This window comes from Bacillus sp. AFS073361, from assembly GCF_002567005.1.
GTDB lineage: Bacteria > Bacillota > Bacilli > Bacillales > Cytobacillaceae > Neobacillus.
Genome location: NZ_NUZU01000014.1, coordinates 1 through 19773, shown reverse-complemented (window position 1 = coordinate 19773; position 19773 = coordinate 1). Strand labels below are relative to the sequence as shown.

The following is a 19773-nucleotide window of genomic DNA, read 5'->3' as shown; positions in this document are numbered from 1 at the left end:
GTGTTTTGCAGTGTCCTCAGTGATGGTTGTCTTTTTTTGTGCGAAATTTGGTGCTGTCACTCTTTTAAGGGTTAAGCCTGATTAAAAACAAAAGCTGCCAAAAGGGCAGCTACGATCATTATTTGTTTAATCCAGAAATTTGTAAAAGGTTATTCTTATTTCAAATGTGTTTTTATCTTTTTAGCAATGATGTCCGTTGCTTTTTTCGGATTTAAACGATATAAAAAGTCCATTATTTTTGCATCATTTCCGGCTAATACCCGGTATTTTTTATTTTCCATCCCTTTAATAATGATGGCAGCTGCTTCATTTGGGCTGAGCATCTTATATGAATGGTTGTCGGCACCTTCTAATTCAATTCTTGCATTTTTGACGATGTTCGTGTCGACTCCACCAGGAAAGACGATCGTTACGCCTACATGGGTATCTCTAAGCTCTAAATGAAGGCCTTCAGTGAACATTTTAACGGCCGCTTTGGAAGCTGCGTAAACCGATTGAAGCGGTACAGGAAGAAATCCCCCCATGCTTGATACATTGGTTATGTGAGATTCTGGCCGTTTTAAAAGGTATGGTAAGAATGATTTGCACATATAGAGCGTACCGTAAAAGTTGACATCCATCACTCGATGAATTTGTTCATAATCAAGATCATTCACACTATGAAACTGTTGAATAATTCCTGCATTATTAATAATTCCATCTATGCATCCATGCACGGCAATGATCTCCTCTGGGAGCTTTTCCACATCATCTCTGTTAGCTAGATTAGCAATGTGTGTTGAAATCTTGTCGTTTCCATAGACTGTTGCTAATGATTTTATTTCCTCTAGCCCGGATTTGTGGATAATGGCTGCGACTTTAGCTCCTTTTTCTAAAAGCTGACGAACGAGTTCACTTCCAATCCCGCCTCCAGCGCCTGTTACGACAATGACCTTATTGAATACTTTCATGCAATTCCCCCAATTTCCTCAATCCCCCAAACCTTCCGCAGTTCAGTTGGGATGAGAAAGGGTGTATATTCATAATCGGTCATCGCTAGTGACTGACGCTTAATTAAGGCTAACCCAAGCCGATTAACCATACTTCCCAAAAAGCCCGTATAATCTGAGTCGAGAAAAAAGCCCATTAGCTCTTTGAATTTCATCAGTTTTTGCCAATTGGAGTGTGGTACTTCCATCCAGTCTGCTATTTCGTCTCCTACGGTTTCTCGAATTAGAGCTGGGATCATGTTGTCAAACATCTCACCGGGAATGAGGCCTGCGTGAAATTCAAGTAGAGCACGGGTCATCTGGACTCCTTCAGGAGATGGTCCATGGTGTCTTTTTTTAATCATTTTCTCCAACTGCTTTGACTGTTCCATTGTTTCTGGGATAATATCTTCTCGAACTCCCAGCATGATTGATACTCTTGGTCATTATGCATCAATTGCTTCAACAAATTGTTTACGGAGCCAACTTGACTGTTCTTGAACAATTCTGCGATTATTTGGTCCAGAACTGGATCGCCTTCCATCCGTAACTTTTCCAAAGACTCGTCTGTATATAACATTCATTTCCCCCTCATTACTAACCGTTGGTAGATTAAAAGACTTGAAACATTTTACATATATATTCCTATGATAATACTAATATGAAGAGTGCCTGACACCAATAGGTGATGTTCATTTTTAATGTAAGTTTATGAGAAACCCATCTGAATTTGTTAAAAGATGGGTTATTTCCTGCGAAATTAATTAATGCTTTTCGACATTTTTCTTGTCTATCTTGCTGCTGGAATTCATATACATCAGTACTTGTAGAAGTCTTAACCAAACGTTTGAATAGTATAGCCTATACGATATTTAGTCGAAAGAGTGTCGGTTGGTGAGGGTAAATTCCAGTGCCTGTTACGCCCAGAGAAAAACAAAATACAACTCAATACCTTTCTTGTTAGAGATGCTAGATAAAGGCAACAATACAAGGTACAATATATAATGTAATTGGTTATATAGATAAAAGGGGAGTGTGTATGGTTACAAGAAAAGATGTGGCTCTGAAGGCAGGAGTTTCACCATCAACAGTGTCACGTGTCATCAATAATAACGGGTATGTTGCTATGGAAGTAAGAAAACGAATAGAAGCAGCCATTGCCGAATTGAACTACATACCGAACCGGGCAGCACAGAATTTACGGATGAAATCCTATAAACAAATTGCTTGTATCTCCCCCTCTATTAATAACTCCTTTTTTGCAGAAATGTTTATGGGGATAGAGGAAATGGCAATAGAGGTTGGATATTCATTATCTTTATATAATATTACAAAGAAAAAACCCGATTTTTTAAAGCAAGTTGTAGAAGGCCCTTATGATGGTTTGATTCTGCTAGCCTCACATGAATTAATTATGATTAAAGATATTCTCGAAAATATAAAAAAAATGCCTCTGTCTATCTACTGGGATCGAATTGATAAACTAAACATTCCGCTTAAGGCAGAAATTCCTCATGTATATGTTGATTTAAAGAAAGTAATGAGGCAATCTGTAAACCATTTGATAACAAATGGACATAAGGAAATTCTTTTTTTAGGCCATTATTATCAAAAAGAAAAAAGCAGCAATCCAAGATACAAGGGCTATGAAATGGCTATGAAGGAACATAACTTAGAGATTAAGGAATATTATCGAATATTCGTTGAAATGTATGAAGATAAATTAACGACAGGGTATGAAGCGATTAAGATGTTATTAGATAAGGGGCAATATTTTACTGCTGTTGCTGCATCGAACGATTTGTTAGCTGCTGGGGCAATAAGAGCGATTATTGAAAGCGGGAAGAAGGTTCCTGAAGATATTTCAGTCATTGGTGTGGATAATATTGAGTTAGCTAAAATTGTGACACCCACGTTGACTACGATGAATATTCCAAAAAGGGAAATTGGCAAAATGCTCGTACAGCAGTTGATGGATCAAATTCAGAACGAAAATACAATTGAGAAAAGTATTGAAGTTGAAGTCATGTTAAAAGAAAGAGAATCAGTGAAAAAATTAATGATTTAGTAATTTTGAATTGACAACGATTACAATTTAATTTATTTTAATAGCATAGCAGAAATTTTTAAATAATGTGGTTACGTGGCCATATTATTTTTTTCTGTAATATGGTTACGTGACCATATTTTTTTCTGGAGGGTGGTCACGTGACCATAGACTTTTAAAAAAGGGAGCGAAAAAAATGAAAAGGTTCTCAGTATTATTGTCAGTATTATTGGTTCTATCTGTTTTCTTGACAGCCTGTAGCAGTGGAAAAGATGAAAGGGCTAGTTCTACTGATGGAAAAGCTACAATTACTGTGGCATCCTGGAATGCCGCTGCAGATGCTTTAACCGAACAAATTGAGGGATTTAACAAAAAGTACCCAGATATAAGAGTGGAAGTGCTGCATACAGATACTGGATATTCTAAAGTTACCCCAGCTTTAGCAGCAGGAACAGGAGCTCCGGATATTATTCAAACACAAGCAAGGGATTTTCCGGCATTTCTTCAGAAGTTTCCTGATCAATTTGAGGATTTAACAGACGAAACGGAAAAATATAAAGATGATTTTATTGAGTCTTCTTGGAAAAGCGTTACACAAGATCAAAAAATATATGCCATGCCATGGGATGTAGGTCCAACGGCTTTATATTATCGAATTGATTTATTTGAAAAAGCAGGCATTGATGTTGAATCGATCAAAACATGGAGCGATTATATTGAAGCAGGTAAGAAATTAAAAGAAACATTCCCTGACACAGCGATGACCCTCTATACAGATGATTTTAATCTTTATGAAATCTTCTTAAACCAATTGGGTGGTTCTTATGTGAAAGATGGAAAAATTAATGTGAATTCTCCGGAATCAGAAAAAGCACTTTTACTTCAAAAGAAAATGAAGGATGAGGGCATTGCCATTAATGTTCATGACGGCAATGGACGAATTCCAGCGTTAACGAACGATAAAGCTGCTAGTGTTATTTTACCTGTATGGTATGCGGGCACGTTAAGCCATTCTGTTGAAAAACAAGCTGGTAAATGGGGCATCGTTCCGATCCCTGCTTTTGAGGAGGGTGGAAATACACAAGCCAATTTAGGCGGCTCTGTCTTAGCGGTGTCAAAACAGTCTAAAAATGCGGATGCAGCATTTAAATTTATTGAATATGTGTTAACTACAGATGAAGGTCAAAAGATTATGCTAAAATACGGACTTTTCCCTTCCTATACTCCTTTCTATAAAAGTGAAGCATTTAATACAAAAGATGAGTATTTTGGAATGGAATTATATCCCTTCTTTGCAAAACAAACCACATCCATTAAAGATATGGAATATGGTCCGATTATGTTAGATGCAACGAAACCGCTTAAAGATATGATTGACGGTGTGTTAGCAGGAAATGATGTCAAGAAAATGATGGGAACTGCTGCAGAATCTATTTCAAAATCTACTAAGCTTAAAGTAAATCATTAAAAAAACTAATAAAGTAGGTGTTTGCTAGTTAAACACCTACTCTTATTTTAGGAGGTGCCAAAATGAGGGAAACAGCTGTTGGACAAATGACAAATCCTTCTATTGCTAGTAAGAAAAAAAGGAATCTAAAAAAATTAACTCCCTACCTATTTCTATCGCCGTTTTTTATCGTGTTTGCCATTTTCATGGTGTATCCCATAATTGAATCATTGTATTTATCCTTCACCTCTGCTCAAGGAAACCGTGCAGAATGGGTTGGATTGGAAAACTTTAAAAACATCCTAACGGACGGATTATTTTGGAAGTCCTTATACAATGTTTTTATCATATTAATTGTTCAAGTACCGCTCATGCTCATTATAGGGACATTATTAGCTGTCCTATTAAACTCTAAATTTATTAAGGGGAAGGCCATCTTTCGATTATGTATTTTTTTGCCGGTATTAATTGATTTAGTCACCTATTCCATTGTATTTACCCTTATTTTTAATGAGCAATACGGAATGATGAATTACGTTTTAGGTCTCATTCATATTGACCCTATTCATTGGTTTAGTGACCCGTTCTGGTCGAAAGTGTTAATTATTATTGCGGTGACATGGAGATGGACCGGTTATAATACGATTATTTTGTTGGCAGGAATCACAACGATTGATGACTCGTTGTATGAATCCGCTGAAGTGGATGGGGCCAACAAGTTCACCCAATTCTTTAAGATCACCATTCCCATGCTAAAACCAATCCTGCTGTTTTGTGGAATTCTTTCTACCATTGGGACGATTCAATTATTTACGGAGCCTTCCTTATTGACTGCGGGCGGACCAAACAATGCTACCAATACACCTATTATGTACCTTTATCAATTTGGATTTCAAAGCTTCCAATTTGGGTATGCATCAGCCGCAGCGTATATCATTACCATTATCGTTGGGATTATTAGCTTCTTCCAAATCAAGGTTTCAAAAGGAGGAGAAATTTAATGAAAGGATCATCCTTCTTAACAAAATCAGCAGGATATCTATTTTTAATTCTGGTTAGTATTGCTTCTGTGTACCCTTTTTATTGGATGTTTGTAGGTTCAACTCTATCTGATAGTGACATATTTCAAAGTCCTCCAAAGTTATTACCAAGTGGGGAGTTTATGAATAACATAACGGGACTCTCGGCTTCTGCTCCTATTTGGCAGGCATTGGGTAATAGTTTACTCATCTCCACCATTTTTACGATTGCTACATTATATTTGTGTGCGATTGCAGGATATGCCTTCGCTAAATATGAGTTTAAAGGGAAAAATATCCTATTCGTTATCGTATTAATTACGATGATGCTGCCACACCAAGTGACATTAATTCCTTTGTTCAAAATGATCATCGGGTTCGGCTGGCAAGATCAACCCCAGTCAGTCATTTTACCGGCGCTCGCGAACGCCTTTGGGGTCTTTTTTATGAGGCAAAATATGATGAGTATTCCGACTGAAATGATAGAAGCGGCGAGAATTGATGGGGCTAGTGAAATGTCCATTTTTCATAAAATTATTTTGCCTACATCTTTACCGCCATTAGCTGCTTTGGGTATATTGAGCTTTATCCAACAATGGGGCAATTATTTGTGGCCGCTCATTATTTTACAGGATCGTGAGAGTACAACGTTACCTGTTCTATTATCTCAGTTAGTGGCTCCAGGCCAGGTCGTCTATTATGGCCAAGTATTAGCGGGAACAGTTATCAGCATTGTTCCGGTATTAATCTTATTCCTGTTATTGCAAAAGTATTTTATCAGCGGCATATATGGCGGATCTGTTAAAGGATAAAATCGAGAGGAGAATAAAGATGCATTTACAACATGATTGGGAAAACTTGAATGTGTTACATAAGAATCGACTGCCAGCCAGGTCAACCTTTTTTAGCTATAAAAATAAACAAGAAGCCCTTACGTATGACCGAGGAGACTCTCAAGGTTTTTTATTGCTCAATGGTAATTGGAAATTTGATTACGCGAACTCACCGATGGAATCACCAAGTGATTTTTACCAGGCAGATTACTCCACAGATCATTGGGCGGATATTACCGTACCATCTCATTGGCAATTAAATGGGTACGGAAAACCACATTATACAAATGTCCAGTATCCTTTTCCAGTAGAACCTCCGTATATTCCATCAGAGAATCCAACGGGGTCTTACAGCCGCACCTTTTACGTTACCAAGGAAGCCTTACAAGGGAAGGTACATCTTATGTTTGAGGGTGTTGATAGCTCTTTCCATGTTTGGGTGAATGGATATTTCACAGGATATAGTCAAGGCAGCCGACTTCAATCAGAGTTTGATATTACTCATTTTGTAAGAGAAGGCGAGAACCGGATCTCCGTACGAGTCTATCAATGGGCCGAATCTTCTTATATTGAAGATCAAGATATGTGGTGGTTAAGCGGAATTTTTAGGGATGTTTATATTTTCTCAAAACCGGATGTGCATATCTGCGATCTGTTTTTGAATGGTACTTTAGAACCTGGCTATCAAGATGGCCGGCTTAATTTTGAGATCGCTTTATCAGGAGTGTATCAAGATCATTCAGTGGAAATAGAAATCCAACAGGAGGGCACTGTTGTCGCTTTACACAAACAAGGTGCAGTGGAAGAAACAGTGACAGGTTCGATCCATTTGGATCAAGTGAAATCATGGAATGCTGAAACTCCTTTCTTATATGATGTGGTGGTTACTCTATTAAATCCTGAGGGGGAAGTGGTAGAGGTTATTCCACATAAATGCGGATTTAGGACGGTTGAGATTAAAGGCGGTCAATTACTCGTAAATGGTGTAGCCATTATGTTTAAAGGTGTTAATCGACATGACGCCCATCCTGATTATGGAAGGGCTGTCCCATTACGTTCCATGATGGAGGATTTAGTTTTAATGAAACAGCATAACATTAATGCCATCCGGACCGCGCATTATCCAAACGACCCGAGGTTCTATGATCTTTGTGATCAATTTGGCTTTTATGTGATTGATGAAGCTGATCTTGAGTGTCATGGGTTGACCAAGATTGGGCAGCCACATGTATTAAGTAATGATCCAGCATGGGAACATGCCTATTTAGATCGAATGGAAAGATTGGTAGAAAGAGATAAGAATCATCCTTCCATCATTATGTGGTCATTAGGGAATGAGTCCGGTTTTGGACAAAATCATGTTTCGATGTATGAATGGGCAAAAAGAAGAGACCCTTCAAGACTTGTCCACTATGAAGGGGAGACGAGAGAAATTTTGCTGGAGGATCACTTTATCCCAACGAAGGATCCAGTAGCAACGGATGTTCATACGTCCATGTACACACCCATTGAAAAATTAAAGGTAATTGGGGGATTAACCTACTTAAACAAGCCTCATATTTTATGCGAATATGCTCATGCAATGGGCAATGGGCCAGGTGGTTTCAAAGAATATTGGGAGACCTTTTATGCTTATGATCGATTACAGGGCGGTTTTGTATGGGAATGGGTTGACCACGGTCTACGCCAATTTACAGAAGAGGGTAAGGAATATCTTGCATACGGCGGTGATTTTGGGGAGACACCACATGATGGAAACTTTGTGATCGATGGATTGGTTCGACCGGATCGTGAGCCATCCCCAGCCTTAGCTGAATTTAAAAAGGTGATTGAACCAGTTGTTACATCCGATTTTAATGATATGGAAAACACCATTCTTGTCCAAAATCGATTTGATTTTTCCGATTTATCAACGTTACAGTGTGAGTGGTTTATTGAAGCTGACGGGCAAATCCTTGCAGGTGGAATGGTCGATGTTCCAGCCATTCCTGCAAACACAGCTAAGGTGGTTGATTTACCAATTCATCTACCGACAGTGGTGAAGGTAAATACAGATTATTGGTTAAATCTCGTTTGGAAGACGAAAGAAAAGACACGATGGGCAGATTCAGGTCATACGGTTGCGTGGTCACAATATGAACTCCCAATCTCTCGTTTTGCTCAGATTGAAACACCATATTTAGGCCAATTAACGGTTCAAGATAAAGCTTCCACCACGAAAATAGCTGGGCCTGCCTTTGAATTGACCTTTAATAAACAAAATGGCCGAATAGAAGATTTTTGTTTTGATGGTCAACTTGTGATGTCGAAGGGACCATTGTTACACTTCTGGAGAGCACCAATAGATAATGATTTGTTGGGTTCTGAAGAATTTAACGCAAGCTCGGTTACCAAACGATGGAAGGAATTTGGCGTACATGCCATTCAGCATCGAATCATTGGAACGGACGTCACCATCAGTGAAGATCTCCAGTCTGTTGTCATTCAGTGTGAAGCCAAACTGGCACCACCGGTTCTTGCGTGGGGATTCCATGTGGCCTATCTCTATACCATCCATGCGAATGGAAGAATTGTAGTGGAGATCAAGGGCGTGAAAACTGGTGAGGGACCTCAGTATCTGCCGCGAATTGGCGTGGAAATGGTGGTAGAAGATACCTACGATTACGTGCAGTGGTATGGACTAGGGCCCAATGAAGCCTATAGTGATAGCAGGCAGGCGTCGAAGATGAGCATTTGGTCATCAACCGTTGATCATTTGCATACGCCGTATGTGTTCCCGCAGGAAAACGGGAACCGCCATCAAACAAAATGGGCAAGTTTTACAGAAGAGAGTGGAAAAGGATTGTTCATCAGTGGCTCCACTTTTGATTTCACTGCAAGCTATTATACGGTTGAACAGTTGGAGGCCGCTAAACATACATGTGACCTATTTAAACAGCCGTATATCACCTTACATGTTGATCAACAGCAATATGGGCTGGGCTCAGCCAGCTGTGGTCAAGAGGTGCAGGAACAGTATCGCTTGGAAAACAAAAACTTTGAATTTACATTTTCAATGCTGCCATATGATGAAAATTCCCATTCACCCATTGCTTTAAGTAAAAAGTTTATTAGTGTAATAGATAAAGCGAAGAATGTAAGTAAGAGTGAAATCATTTAATAGAATGTATCCCCTTCATCATGTGGAGGGGATATATTTTTCTAATAAAATTTAAGTACCCCTATTTAGAAAATAAATTGACAAATTGAGGAATTTTATTAAACTAAAGGTAGTTTGTTTATCCTCGAATTCTTCACTAAAAATTCATTTAATATTAGCTGCTCCGCAAGTCTTTACTTTCTTCAATTGAAACCACATTAACCTCTTTTTTCACTCACATTAACAATCATTACGTTTAAAAATCTGTCCGAAGTTCCAATGAATTAAGGCATCGAGTATGTATGCGAAGTTTGATAATAGAAGAAAGCTGTAAAAGTTGATGAGGAGATGGATGCAATGGGATTTGAAGAAGAATATCAGGCCTTTTTAAATGCTCATTTACAGGTACGAACCGGTGAAAGGCTGCGACGCTTACAAGAAGGTCATAACCAGGCTGAAAGATTGTTTTTGAAACAAGTGTGGTGGCCTTTATTTTACCATTTTCGGTATCTTCATCCTGAGTATGAAGTTGATGATTTCAAGGATGGAAAAAGGTATTTGGATTTTGCTTATATTCGTCCGGCCATCCGGATTTGTTTTGAGGTCGACGGGTATGGCCCTCACCTAAAGAATATTAGCAGATGGCAATTTTCCGACAGCCTGGAACGTCAAAACCAGTTGGTGATTGATGGATGGACCGTGATTCGCTTTTCTTATGACCAAGTTAAAGAAAAGCCTCGTCAATGCCAACAGATTGTTCAACAAGTGATTGGCCAATGGCTGGGGGATGAACTGGATCAGACATCTCTGTCCTTTGTCGAAAAGGAAGTGCTCCGGTTAACGATTCGAAAAGGAGAAGCCATATCCCCTAAAGAAGTCGAAGCGTATTTGAAGCTAAGTGACAAGACGGTAAGGAAGGTATTTTCTCAACTAGTCGACAAAAAGATGTTGATTCCCGCATCCGGGGTTAAGAGGATCCGCACTTATCAGTTGGGGGATCATGTTAAGCATCCGATCAGATAATTAGGCGGAAAAATTCCGCTTATTTAGAAATTATCATTAAGAGTAGCTTAAATAGCCGGAGAAATTCCGCCTATTTACTCGAAAAACGTGAAAATGGGGGATTTTGAATTGCATAAGCGGAAAAACTTCCCTTATTTACCCCGAAACGAGCTCCATTCTGCATTTAACCGGAAAATCTCCGCTTATTTTACTTCCGCTGATTAAGGACAAGAGACTTCTTATTTAAATGAAAGTGAGACGGGACGGGTTTTTGAATATGTAACTATAAGTGCCTGACACCCTTGGGGGTGTCAGGCACCGTTCCTAAAGTTGTGCGGCGCAAAACTTGCGATTGCCCTCTATAAGAATCGTCCCTTGGCAGCCTCGCTACTTACCATATGGACGGTATTCGACCTCGACTTTATCTGTTTCATGGTAGGGTGCCAGCATAAAGGCCGCTTTAAGGAGGGTATCTCCTTTATTAATTAAATAGTGGACCTTTTTTGGTTCCACATGGATAAAATCTCCTTGTTTACATTGGAAAATCTCCTCGTCAATGTGAATTTCCAGTTCGCCTTCTAAGATAAAGAAGTTTTCTTCCATGAAGTTATGATAATGGGCTGTAAAATCCTGTCCTGGCTGCAGGACAACAATACCAAAGTTCATTCGGGGTCCTTTTTGAAGATACTTAGGACCGCTGTCACCAAATCGGTAGTCTCGCTCATTCTCGTTAATAACAGTCATTTTGTTTCACTCCTTTGGATGTTATAGTCCTGGGGCAATCCACATATGGTTGGTGTGTCCTTGATCTGCCAGCTCTAGCTGTACCTTGTACACAGCTTCCCACTTTTTATATACCTCTTCATAAATGAAGTGATTTGATTCGTTTGGTTCGAAGGTTTTTTCGAACTTAACCACTTGAGTAATGGCTTCATTAAAGCTTTCAAAAATGCCCGCTCCTACACCAGCACAAATGGCCGCACCTAAAGCTGTTGATTCCTTTACCACTGGAACTTTTACCTTTATATTCAGAACGTCGGCAACAATTTGGCACCATAGATCACTTTTTGATGCGCCGCCTCCAAACACAATCGTTTCCGGTGATTTGTTTGTTATTTCTGAAATGATGTCAATATTGCCCTTTGTGACAAAAGCGGCATTTTCCATAATGGCCCGGTAAAACGATGCTTTATTATAGGAGCTATCAAACTTAAAATCTATGAAACTTGGTGCCGCATGTTTCCATGAAAAGTAGTTCATTTTATCGGAAAACGTACAAATCATTCCATTGCAGCCTGCCGGTACATGTTGTGCTCTTTTCTCCATTTGGGCATAAATGCTTTCCCCGTTTTCCTTCTGAAGAAAGGCTTCCAGCTCACAAAACGTATCCCTGAACCATCTCATGATCAGTCCGGGAAAGAAGGCGATGGCTTCATATTGCCAGGTATTTGGGATGGCATGGCAATTCACTCTTACTTTGCATTGATTATTGATTTCTACCTGAGTGGTTGTATATTCATATTGCCAAAAGCTCCCGCCTAAAACAGCTGCATCCCCTTCATTGATGACCCCCATGCCAATGCAGCCTAATTGGGCATCGCCGCCTCCTGCCACCACGACCGTCTGTGTGCTTAATCCAGTAAGGGCGGAAAATTCCTCCGTAACCTGGCTGATGATAGATCCGCTTTCATTTACAATCGGAAAAATATCCCCACTAAGACCTACCTTCTTTGCAATGCTTGGATCCCAAACTCTTTTCTTAATATCAAAAAGGCCAGTGGTGCAGCCATTTGAAGGTTCAACAGAGATCACACCGGTCATACGATAGGTAATCCAGTCGTTCAGCATGGTAACGTATCGAACCTTTTGATAGGTTTCAGGGAGGTGATTTTTTACCCAAAGAATTCTGGGGATTGCGCCTAATGAAAAGGTCTGTCCGGAAATCTGATGAATGTCTGATTCAAGTGTGTCACTTATTTTACAAAGGTGAGCCACTTCCTCGTTTGATCTTGAATCTACGTTGGCACATGCCCATAATTCCTTCCCGGTTTCATCGTATAGGACAATGGCTTCACGCATACTTGTGGTGGAAATCGCCACAATGTTTTCGGGGTTAACTTTACTCTTTGCCAAGATTTCCTTTATTAATTGGATAATCAAGTCTATATTTTTCTCGATAGCAAAGTCCATGGAGCCAGGATACCGTTTATCTTCATGATGGGTCCATTCTGATTGGGCAACGAATTGTTCATGGCCGAGTGTGTTAAATAAAATGACTCTGACACTTCCGGTTCCGGCATCAATCGCCATTAAGTACTTTTCCATGTTAGCAACTCTTCCTTTCTATCATGATCAGGAGCATGTCATTCAATGAGACTTTTAGCCACCACCTCATCTGTTATTAATACATCGATATAGCCCCCTTTTAGTGCGCCGATAATCGCCTCCGTTTTTTCCGTTCCTCCTGCCACGGCCACCACATGGTTCAGTGATTTTAATAAATGGATATCGGTACTAACTAATTGCTTATGCAAGGGAAGATCTAAAACCTGGCCATTTCGATCATAAAATTGGCTTAATAAATCTCCTGCAGCCCCCAATGATTTATAGATTTCCATTTCATGCGTGCTCAAATATCCTTCCTTTACAAGGGTGGCTCGTTCGTTTACTGCTCCAATGCCGATGATGGTAATTGTAGAATAAGGAATCATTTCAAAGATTTTCTTGATTGGTTTTTCATTAATTAACTGTTGGGCGAGGTGCTCTGTAGATGTTAATAATGGGGCCGGCATAATGTAATGGGTGTAATTGGGATTGGTGTAATAATCGGATGATGAATCGATCGCTGTTGGAATGTAGAATTTGACGCCCCCGGATAACGAGACGAAGGTGACCTTATATTTTGTTGAGATATTTAAATGTCCCAAGGTTCCTGAAACGGCTTGCCCATACCCAACATTAATCATGGTGTCGCTGGTAATTCGGTCTTGGATATAGTGGGCGGCGGCTTTTGTCAGACTATCTAACGGATTTTCGTTAGAGGCAGGAACGATATAAATATCTTGTAATTGATATTTCTGCTTGATTTGATTCTGCCAATCGATATTGACCAATTTTCCTAGGTTAATTTTAAATTGGATAATGTTATTGGCTTTCGCGATCTCTAGGTATTTAATCACTTTCATTCTTGATAGATTTAAAGACTCGGCGATCTCATTCTGCGTCATTCCTTCAATGTAATATTTCCATGCGATTTTTATGATCAGGCTATTTTCATATAACATGTTCTTCACTCTTTACAGTTTATTTTTGAAACAAAAGTTTTATGTTAAAACAATTGTGATACTTTTGCATGACGGTAGAACAAAAGTAGCGGCCCAATCTCCTATCCTTATGAGTCGATCATCCTTCTCTATTGTCATAAGCATGTAATGAATAGAGTGCCTAGTTCATATAATCTACGAGGGAATCATTCATTGGGTGTTAAGGCTTGTTTTTTACATTTGCACCATCAAAAATCTATAGAAGGGTTACTAGCAATAATATGTTTATTCGTTAATAAAATGTATGAATCCGTAATAGATTTATTAGTAAGCGGTTACAAAAATAGTTTAAGGGAGGGGGTTAGGATGAAAGCGCCGAGAAACTTAGTAAGATTGGAGAATATTCGAAAGGCCTTTAACCGAAACATCGTTTTGGAGGGTGTTTCATTAGAACTGAATGAGTCAGAAGTGATAGCGATCATCGGCGGTAATGGAGCAGGGAAGAGCACCTTAATGAAAATCCTCACAGGGATCTACAAGGCGGATGATGGGGTTATTGAGATTGCTGGTGAAACGGCGGATCATCTCAATCCTTCTTCTGCACATGAAAGAGGCATTTATTTAGTACCGCAGGAACCTTTGCTATTCCCCAATATGACGGTGGAACAAAACCTCACGATTGGATTTAGTAATGATAAAAATAGAGTGAGAGAAGAGTCCGCAAAGCTTATTAAAGAGTTAGGCTGGAATCTTGATTTGAACCGGTTAGCTGTTACATTAAGTATCGCTGAACAACAACAGCTTGAGATCATAAAGGGACTTTTAAGAAAGTCAAAAGTGTTGATTCTGGATGAACCCACCTCTACCTTAACGTTTTCAGAAACAGAGTCATTATTCAAAGTGATTAAACAGTTGAAAAATGCTGGGGTTGGAATCTTCTATATTACCCACCGTCTTGATGAAGTCTTTCAGATTTCCACCCATGCCGTCCTATTACGGGACGGAAAAGTAACGCTTCAAGGGAAAATTGAGGAGTTCACGAAAGACTTGTTGATTCAAGGGCTGCTCCCAGTTGGAAATAATAAAAATCATGACGAAGATCCATTCAAAAGACGAGGGGCTGTTCACGAGGGAGAAGAACCGATCCTTAAAGTGGAAAACATCGTTGGCGATGGATTTAAGAATATTAGCTTTGAAGTTTATAAGGGAGAGGTAGTGGGTCTTGCCGGGCTGGTCGGTGCCGGAAGAACAGAGATTGCGGAAGCGATTTACGGCATTCATCCAATTAAGAGTGGAAAAGTCTATCTGGATGGAAAGGACATTACCAAGTTATCCGTAAATGAAACGGTTGAGAGCGGGTTGGCTTATATACCGGAAGATCGATTTTTGAACGGTATTTTTTCGATCACCTCCGTGAGAAATAATATCACCTCTCAACTGATTAAACGACACGGTTTTTTTACGAAGAAAAAGGTTGAAGAACAAGTGGCTGGTCAGTATATTGATCGATTAAGGATTAAGGTGAATTCTGGGGCGGATGAAATCAAATCTCTTTCAGGCGGAAATCAACAGAAGGCTGTGATTGCAAGGGCGTTATCCATGAACCCTAAATTAATCATTATGGATGAACCAACAAGGGGAATTGATGCGGCTGCGAGGGGTGACATCTACTCCATTCTGTCAGAATTAAAAAGCCAGGGATTTTCCATTCTCCTCATTTCCTCTGATTTAGAAGAAATCGAAAGAATGAGCGACCGCATCTATGCTGTCTATCAGGGGACCTGCGATGTTTGCCTACACGCAGACCAAATCAATGCGGTCAATGTGATGAAGGCAGCTTTTGGAACATTTAAAGGAAGTGATCAGACACATGCCTAGGGTTAGAAACATATTCAAACAACGGGAATTTAGAACTTTCCTATTTCTAGTCCTTCTATTTATGGTTGTGGGCGTTATCAACTCTGACTATTTATCTTTACAAAATATCGATCGATCCTTGAAAAGCAGCTTGCTTTATATTGTTCTTGCCGTTGGGATGACCTTTGTTCTATTAACCGGGAATTTGGATATTTCCGTAGGCGGAACGCTGGGACTAAGTGCGGCTGTGTGTGGAACGATTCTTCGCGATGGAGGAACTATCCTTCTAGCTGTGATCGCTGCCATACTTATTGGAGCGATCGTTGGACTCATTAATGGATTTGGCGTGATCAAGTTAAAAATTTCTTCGTTTATTATGACGATAGCAATCCTTTCCATTACGAGAGTGATTCAAGTTATTTATACGGACGGAAAATGGGTAGAAAATATACCTGCAAACTTTAAAGAACTTTCGAATATAGACATCTTTGGAATTAATTTATTATCCTTCATCGTTATTGCGGGGGTTATATTCGTTCAGTTATATCTATCTAGAAGCAGTAAAGGAAGATATTACAATGCGATTGGTGATAACAAAGACGGAGCCATTTCCTTAGGGATTCCTGTGAATCGATATATTGCCTATTCCTTTGTCATTTCTGGCGTCTGTGCTTCTTTAGCTGGATTAATCTTTGTTAGTCAAATTGGCTTTGTCTCCACCAATGCTGGAGCAGGAATCGAGTTGACGGTGATCGCCGCTTGCGTTCTTGGAGGGGTGTCATTGATCGGCGGGATTGGGACGGTTGTTGGTGCGGCATTGGGAGCGATTATTTTAACGTCCATCAACTCTGCTCTAGTTTATATGAAAGTGCCGGCCTTTTGGAATGATACGATATCGGGTTCTCTATTAATCGTCATTGTCGTGATTGATGCCCTGCTTGCGTTTCATGCGAATAAAAAGGCAAAGAAAGTAAGATTAAATGCGAGGGTTCTGTAAAAGGAGGTGCAGAAATTTTCATGTTAAATAAAATCTCGAAATGGAACCTAACCTTATTCGTCTTAATTATTACTGAAATCATCGTTTTTGGAATGATTAATCCAAGATTCTGGAATGTCACAATCTTGTTAAATAGCTTTAACGATTTTATTGTGATTGCCATGATTGGCTTTTTTGTCACACTGGTCGTGATTACAGGAGGAATCGACATTTCAGGCGTTTCCATTATTGGATTAACCTCTGTTGTCACGGGGCTTTTGTCGCAAGTGGCAGGGATCAATATCTGGGTTTCTATCCTTTGTGCGATTTGCATTGGCGGGGTATGCGGTCTTCTTAATGGAATTCTGATTGCGTATGGAAGAGTTCAAGCGATGGTCATCACCCTTGGCGGCATGCTTTTATATAGCGGGATTGCCATTGTACTGGTGGGATTGTCTGGAGTCAGTACCTATGAAGGGATTTCGGGCTTTCCTGAGAGTTTTAGCAGCATTGCCAATGGAGAGGTCATGGGAATCCCTCATGCTGTGCTTCTTTTTATCATCATGTTTCTCATTGCTTATATTCTCCTGCACCGCACAAGGTATGGCAGATATATATACTTGACAGGAATTAACCAAAACACCGCTGATTACTCAGGAATCCATACGAAAAGAATCATTGCTAGTACCTATGTTCTGTCAGGGTTAAGTGCTGGGATTGCAGGGGTTGTATTAACTTCCTATTTAGGCAGTGCAAGAGCTGATTATGGTGCGGAGTATCTAATGCCCATTCTCACCGTTGTTGTGTTAGGAGGAACATTCATTACAGGAGGTAAAGGGGGTGTTGTCGGGACAGCCTTAGCTAGCATTATATTAGGATTTATGCAGATAGGATTGCAAATGGCCGGGGTCTCCACCCAATATATAGGATTAGCTACTGGGGTTCTTCTTATCGTATCTGTCGCATTCTTGGGCATAAATCCAGATTTCAGATTGAACATGAAGAGGATCTTAACACAAAAACAACATATTGGGGGTTAGCTACAGTGAGAAAAATAAAGTCTATTAAAATAGTAAGTTTGATGGTGATTCTGACATTATTATTAGCTGCCTGCGGATCCAATGAAAACTCTTCCGGAGACGGGGGTAAAAAGAAAGATCCGAAAGATATTCAGGTGGTTTTCATTCCAAAAATGACAGGGAATGCCTTCTTTGAGTCTGGAAACGATGGGGCCCAAGAAATGGCCAAGAAGGTTGGTTTTAAAGTGAAGTACGATGGTGCCCCTGAAGGTACGGTTGCGAATCAAGTGCAAATTATTAATAGTGCCGTCAATAGCGGTGCGGATGCGATTGCCATTTCTTCCGTCTCTTCTGATGGCCTGAATCAAGCTTTGAAAAAAGCATTAGATGCCGGCATTAAAGTGGTCACATGGGACTCAGATGTGGATCCTAAATTTCGTTCTGTTTATGTAGACCAAGGTACACCGGATATCCTAGGGAAAATGCTTGTTGACATGGCTGCCCAGCAAATGGATAAACCTGATGAGGCGAAGAAAATTGCCTGGTTCTATTCCAGCCCGACCGTTCCGGACCAAAATTCATGGGTGAAAGCCGCAAACCAATATATTAAAGAAAAATATCCAAAATGGGAATTGGTTACGACTCAGTTTGGTGATGCCAATGAACAAAAATCATTACAAGTGGGAGAAAGTATTGTAAGTTCTTATCCTGATATTGATGCGGTCATTTGCCCGGATTCCACCGCCCTTCCGGCCATGGCACAAGCGGCTGAAAATAAAGGGTTAAAAGCAGATGATGTCATTATTACAGGATTTGCATCTCCTAATTCGATGAGACAGTTTATTGAGAATGGAACGATTACTAATCATGGGTTGTGGGATGTAAAGGATCAAGGTGCTCTTGCTGTGTATGTGGCTTATTGGCTGGCTCAAGGGAAGGATTTAAAGGTTGGGGACTCTTTGGAAGTTCCTGATATGGGTTCCGTTAAAGTAGAGCCGAACACCATCCAAGGCTACGATTATACGGCAGATGATTCCGGCATTATTGTGTTGCCGGAACGGATTGTATTTACGAAGGATAATACGAAAGACTACGATTTTTAATAGTCAAATAGAGTACTTGTTATAAAGGAGTTGGAGAAATGGCTGATACACAAGGCAACAGAAACGCAAAGGATTTTTCTGAGAATATACCATTCGCGAACAATGGGAATTACCATGTAAAAGGAGCAAACCATCTTGATTGGGGAATGAAGGATCGGTTATCGAGAATCTTTAACCCGGACACAGGCAAAACGGTCATGTTAGCGTTTGACCATGGCTATTTCATGGGGCCAACTTCTGGATTAGAGAGATTAGATTTGCTGATTCCTAGATTGGCAGATTATGCCGATTGCTTGATGGGTACGAGAGGGGCCATCCGCAGCAGTGTCCCGCCGACCTTTAATAAAGCGATCGCCTTACGGGCTTCCTCTGGTTCCAGTGTGCTCCAAGATGACCTGAGTCATGAATCCATGGTCGTTGATATAGAAGATGCGATTAAGATGAATGCCAGTGCGATCGCGATTCAAACCTTTATTGGTTCTGATGGGCAAAAGGAAACCATCGAAGAGTTAAACCGAGCCGTTAACCTTGGCTCAAGATACTCCATTCCAACATTAGGTGTTTGTGCGGTTGGTAAAGAAATGGAGCGCACCACGAGCTTCTTCTTGTTAGCGACAAGAATGCTGGCTGAATTTGGTGCACAAATGGTTAAAACGTATTATTGTGATGATTTTGAAAAAGTCGCCTCAGCATGCCCAGTCCCATTAGTAGTGGCAGGCGGTAAGAAATTACCAGAAAAGGATGCTCTAACTCTAGCCTATAACTCTATTCAAGGCGGAGCCGCGGGTGTCGATATGGGAAGGAATATTTTCCAATCTGAACACCCCGAAGAAATGATTCAAGCGGTGATTAAGGTCGTTCATGAAGGGTTTACTGACAAAGAGGCGTTTGAGTTTTACCAGCATCTCATAAACTAATTTAACAAGGGTCAGTCCCCCGTAGTGGGGGACTGACCCTTTTTTCTATTTATCATATTACGAATCTCCGTATTGATTTCGTGCAGGTATGAGAATCAATAGGCGGAGAATTTCCGCCTATTGTAAAAAGAGGAGGCTTAAGAAGCAGATTTAAGCGGAGATATGAGACTGTCGATTAAGTTT

The 19773-nt window shown here is 40.1% G+C and carries 17 protein-coding genes; 11 read left to right on the top strand and 6 right to left on the bottom strand.

Going from position 1 to position 19773, the window contains the following annotated elements:
- Nucleotides 1-155: 155 nt before the first annotated feature.
- Genes COJ96_RS09790 through COJ96_RS28535 form a run of 3 tightly spaced genes read right to left on the bottom strand, consistent with a single transcriptional unit; the run spans nucleotide 156 to nucleotide 1552 of the window.
- Nucleotides 156-950 carry an SDR family NAD(P)-dependent oxidoreductase gene (locus COJ96_RS09790; protein ID WP_098572760.1) on the bottom strand — a complete coding sequence of 265 codons (795 nt, stop codon included), beginning with the start codon at nucleotides 948-950 and terminating at the stop codon, nucleotides 156-158.
- Nucleotides 947-1396, bottom strand: coding sequence for a hypothetical protein (locus tag COJ96_RS09785; RefSeq protein WP_142332976.1), 450 nt, complete (start codon nucleotides 1394-1396; stop codon nucleotides 947-949). Before COJ96_RS09785 ends, COJ96_RS09790 begins: the two co-directional genes overlap by 4 nt.
- Before the next feature lie 18 nt (nucleotides 1397-1414).
- Nucleotides 1415-1552: a hypothetical protein gene (locus COJ96_RS28535; protein WP_180230040.1), complete on the bottom strand. Its 138-nt coding sequence runs from the start codon at nucleotides 1550-1552 to the stop codon at nucleotides 1415-1417.
- 455 nt (nucleotides 1553-2007) lie between these two features.
- Between COJ96_RS28535 and COJ96_RS09775 the strand changes: the two genes are divergently transcribed.
- From COJ96_RS09775 to COJ96_RS09750, 6 genes are all read left to right on the top strand, one after another.
- Nucleotides 2008-3036 carry a LacI family DNA-binding transcriptional regulator gene (locus tag COJ96_RS09775; RefSeq protein WP_098572757.1) on the top strand — a complete coding sequence of 343 codons (1029 nt, stop codon included), beginning with the start codon at nucleotides 2008-2010 and terminating at the stop codon, nucleotides 3034-3036.
- A gap of 175 nt (nucleotides 3037-3211) precedes the next feature.
- Nucleotides 3212-4483, top strand: coding sequence for an ABC transporter substrate-binding protein (locus tag COJ96_RS09770; protein ID WP_098572756.1), 1272 nt, complete (start codon nucleotides 3212-3214; stop codon nucleotides 4481-4483).
- A gap of 62 nt (nucleotides 4484-4545) precedes the next feature.
- On the top strand, nucleotides 4546-5463 hold the full coding sequence (locus tag COJ96_RS09765) for a carbohydrate ABC transporter permease (RefSeq protein ID WP_180230039.1): 918 nt from the start codon (nucleotides 4546-4548) through the stop codon (nucleotides 5461-5463).
- Nucleotides 5463-6293, top strand: a complete 831-nt coding sequence (locus COJ96_RS09760) for a carbohydrate ABC transporter permease (RefSeq protein ID WP_098572755.1) — start codon at nucleotides 5463-5465, stop codon at nucleotides 6291-6293. The genes COJ96_RS09765 and COJ96_RS09760 overlap by 1 nt, the downstream gene beginning before the upstream one ends.
- A gap of 19 nt (nucleotides 6294-6312) precedes the next feature.
- Nucleotides 6313-9474, top strand: a complete 3162-nt coding sequence (locus COJ96_RS09755; RefSeq protein WP_098572754.1) for a glycoside hydrolase family 2 TIM barrel-domain containing protein — start codon at nucleotides 6313-6315, stop codon at nucleotides 9472-9474.
- Nucleotides 9475-9810: 336 nt separating this feature from the next.
- Complete coding sequence (locus tag COJ96_RS09750) at nucleotides 9811-10476, top strand: hypothetical protein (RefSeq protein WP_098572753.1); 666 nt, start codon at nucleotides 9811-9813, stop codon at nucleotides 10474-10476.
- A 366-nt stretch (nucleotides 10477-10842) separates the two neighbouring features.
- Here the strand turns inward: COJ96_RS09750 and COJ96_RS09745 are convergent, their stop codons facing one another.
- From COJ96_RS09745 to COJ96_RS09735, 3 genes are read right to left on the bottom strand one after another with little or no spacing between them, the layout of a single operon-like run.
- Nucleotides 10843-11199, bottom strand: a complete 357-nt coding sequence (locus COJ96_RS09745) for a cupin domain-containing protein (RefSeq protein WP_098572752.1) — start codon at nucleotides 11197-11199, stop codon at nucleotides 10843-10845.
- 21 nt (nucleotides 11200-11220) lie between these two features.
- Nucleotides 11221-12780 (bottom strand): autoinducer-2 kinase, encoded by a 1560-nt coding sequence (gene lsrK / locus COJ96_RS09740; protein ID WP_098572751.1) that lies wholly within the window; start codon nucleotides 12778-12780, stop codon nucleotides 11221-11223.
- Between the two features lie 38 nt (nucleotides 12781-12818).
- The gene (locus tag COJ96_RS09735) at nucleotides 12819-13739 is read right to left on the bottom strand and encodes a sugar-binding transcriptional regulator (RefSeq protein ID WP_098572750.1); all 921 of its coding nucleotides are present in this window, start codon (nucleotides 13737-13739) and stop codon (nucleotides 12819-12821) included.
- Nucleotides 13740-14084: 345 nt separating this feature from the next.
- On the opposite strand from COJ96_RS09735, the gene COJ96_RS09730 reads away from it, so the two are divergent.
- From COJ96_RS09730 to lsrF, 5 genes are read left to right on the top strand one after another with little or no spacing between them, the layout of a single operon-like run.
- Complete coding sequence (locus COJ96_RS09730) at nucleotides 14085-15596, top strand: sugar ABC transporter ATP-binding protein (RefSeq protein WP_098572749.1); 1512 nt, start codon at nucleotides 14085-14087, stop codon at nucleotides 15594-15596.
- Nucleotides 15589-16572: an ABC transporter permease gene (locus COJ96_RS09725; RefSeq protein ID WP_098572748.1), complete on the top strand. Its 984-nt coding sequence runs from the start codon at nucleotides 15589-15591 to the stop codon at nucleotides 16570-16572. The genes COJ96_RS09730 and COJ96_RS09725 overlap by 8 nt, the downstream gene beginning before the upstream one ends.
- Nucleotides 16573-16592: 20 nt before the next feature.
- Nucleotides 16593-17591, top strand: a complete 999-nt coding sequence (locus COJ96_RS09720; RefSeq protein ID WP_098572747.1) for an ABC transporter permease — start codon at nucleotides 16593-16595, stop codon at nucleotides 17589-17591.
- Nucleotides 17592-17605: 14 nt separating this feature from the next.
- The gene (gene lsrB / locus COJ96_RS09715) at nucleotides 17606-18673 is read left to right on the top strand and encodes an autoinducer 2 ABC transporter substrate-binding protein LsrB (RefSeq protein WP_218936506.1); all 1068 of its coding nucleotides are present in this window, start codon (nucleotides 17606-17608) and stop codon (nucleotides 18671-18673) included.
- Between the two features lie 38 nt (nucleotides 18674-18711).
- Nucleotides 18712-19590, top strand: a complete 879-nt coding sequence (gene lsrF / locus COJ96_RS09710) for a 3-hydroxy-5-phosphonooxypentane-2,4-dione thiolase (RefSeq protein WP_098572746.1) — start codon at nucleotides 18712-18714, stop codon at nucleotides 19588-19590.
- Nucleotides 19591-19773 lie beyond the last annotated feature (183 nt).

Excerpts from the sequence above, each read along its gene's own strand:
- COJ96_RS09725 (WP_098572748.1), top strand. The coding sequence starts at position 15,589 with ATGCCTAGGGTTAGAAACATATTCAAACAACGGGAATTTAGAACTTTC.
- lsrF (WP_098572746.1), top strand. The coding sequence starts at position 18,712 with ATGGCTGATACACAAGGCAACAGAAACGCAAAGGATTTTTCTGAGAAT.
- COJ96_RS09760 (WP_098572755.1), top strand. The coding sequence starts at position 5,463 with ATGAAAGGATCATCCTTCTTAACAAAATCAGCAGGATATCTATTTTTA.
- COJ96_RS09720 (WP_098572747.1), top strand. The coding sequence starts at position 16,593 with ATGTTAAATAAAATCTCGAAATGGAACCTAACCTTATTCGTCTTAATT.
- COJ96_RS09770 (WP_098572756.1), top strand. The coding sequence starts at position 3,212 with ATGAAAAGGTTCTCAGTATTATTGTCAGTATTATTGGTTCTATCTGTT.
- COJ96_RS09775 (WP_098572757.1), top strand. The coding sequence starts at position 2,008 with ATGGTTACAAGAAAAGATGTGGCTCTGAAGGCAGGAGTTTCACCATCA.
- COJ96_RS09790 (WP_098572760.1), bottom strand. The coding sequence starts at position 950 with ATGAAAGTATTCAATAAGGTCATTGTCGTAACAGGCGCTGGAGGCGGG.
- COJ96_RS09755 (WP_098572754.1), top strand. The coding sequence starts at position 6,313 with ATGCATTTACAACATGATTGGGAAAACTTGAATGTGTTACATAAGAAT.
- COJ96_RS09735 (WP_098572750.1), bottom strand. The coding sequence starts at position 13,739 with ATGTTATATGAAAATAGCCTGATCATAAAAATCGCATGGAAATATTAC.
- COJ96_RS09765 (WP_180230039.1), top strand. The coding sequence starts at position 4,546 with ATGAGGGAAACAGCTGTTGGACAAATGACAAATCCTTCTATTGCTAGT.
- COJ96_RS09750 (WP_098572753.1), top strand. The coding sequence starts at position 9,811 with ATGGGATTTGAAGAAGAATATCAGGCCTTTTTAAATGCTCATTTACAG.
- lsrK (WP_098572751.1), bottom strand. The coding sequence starts at position 12,780 with ATGGAAAAGTACTTAATGGCGATTGATGCCGGAACCGGAAGTGTCAGA.
- COJ96_RS09730 (WP_098572749.1), top strand. The coding sequence starts at position 14,085 with ATGAAAGCGCCGAGAAACTTAGTAAGATTGGAGAATATTCGAAAGGCC.
- COJ96_RS09745 (WP_098572752.1), bottom strand. The coding sequence starts at position 11,199 with ATGACTGTTATTAACGAGAATGAGCGAGACTACCGATTTGGTGACAGC.
- COJ96_RS09785 (WP_142332976.1), bottom strand. The coding sequence starts at position 1,396 with ATGCTGGGAGTTCGAGAAGATATTATCCCAGAAACAATGGAACAGTCA.
- COJ96_RS28535 (WP_180230040.1), bottom strand. The coding sequence starts at position 1,552 with ATGAATGTTATATACAGACGAGTCTTTGGAAAAGTTACGGATGGAAGG.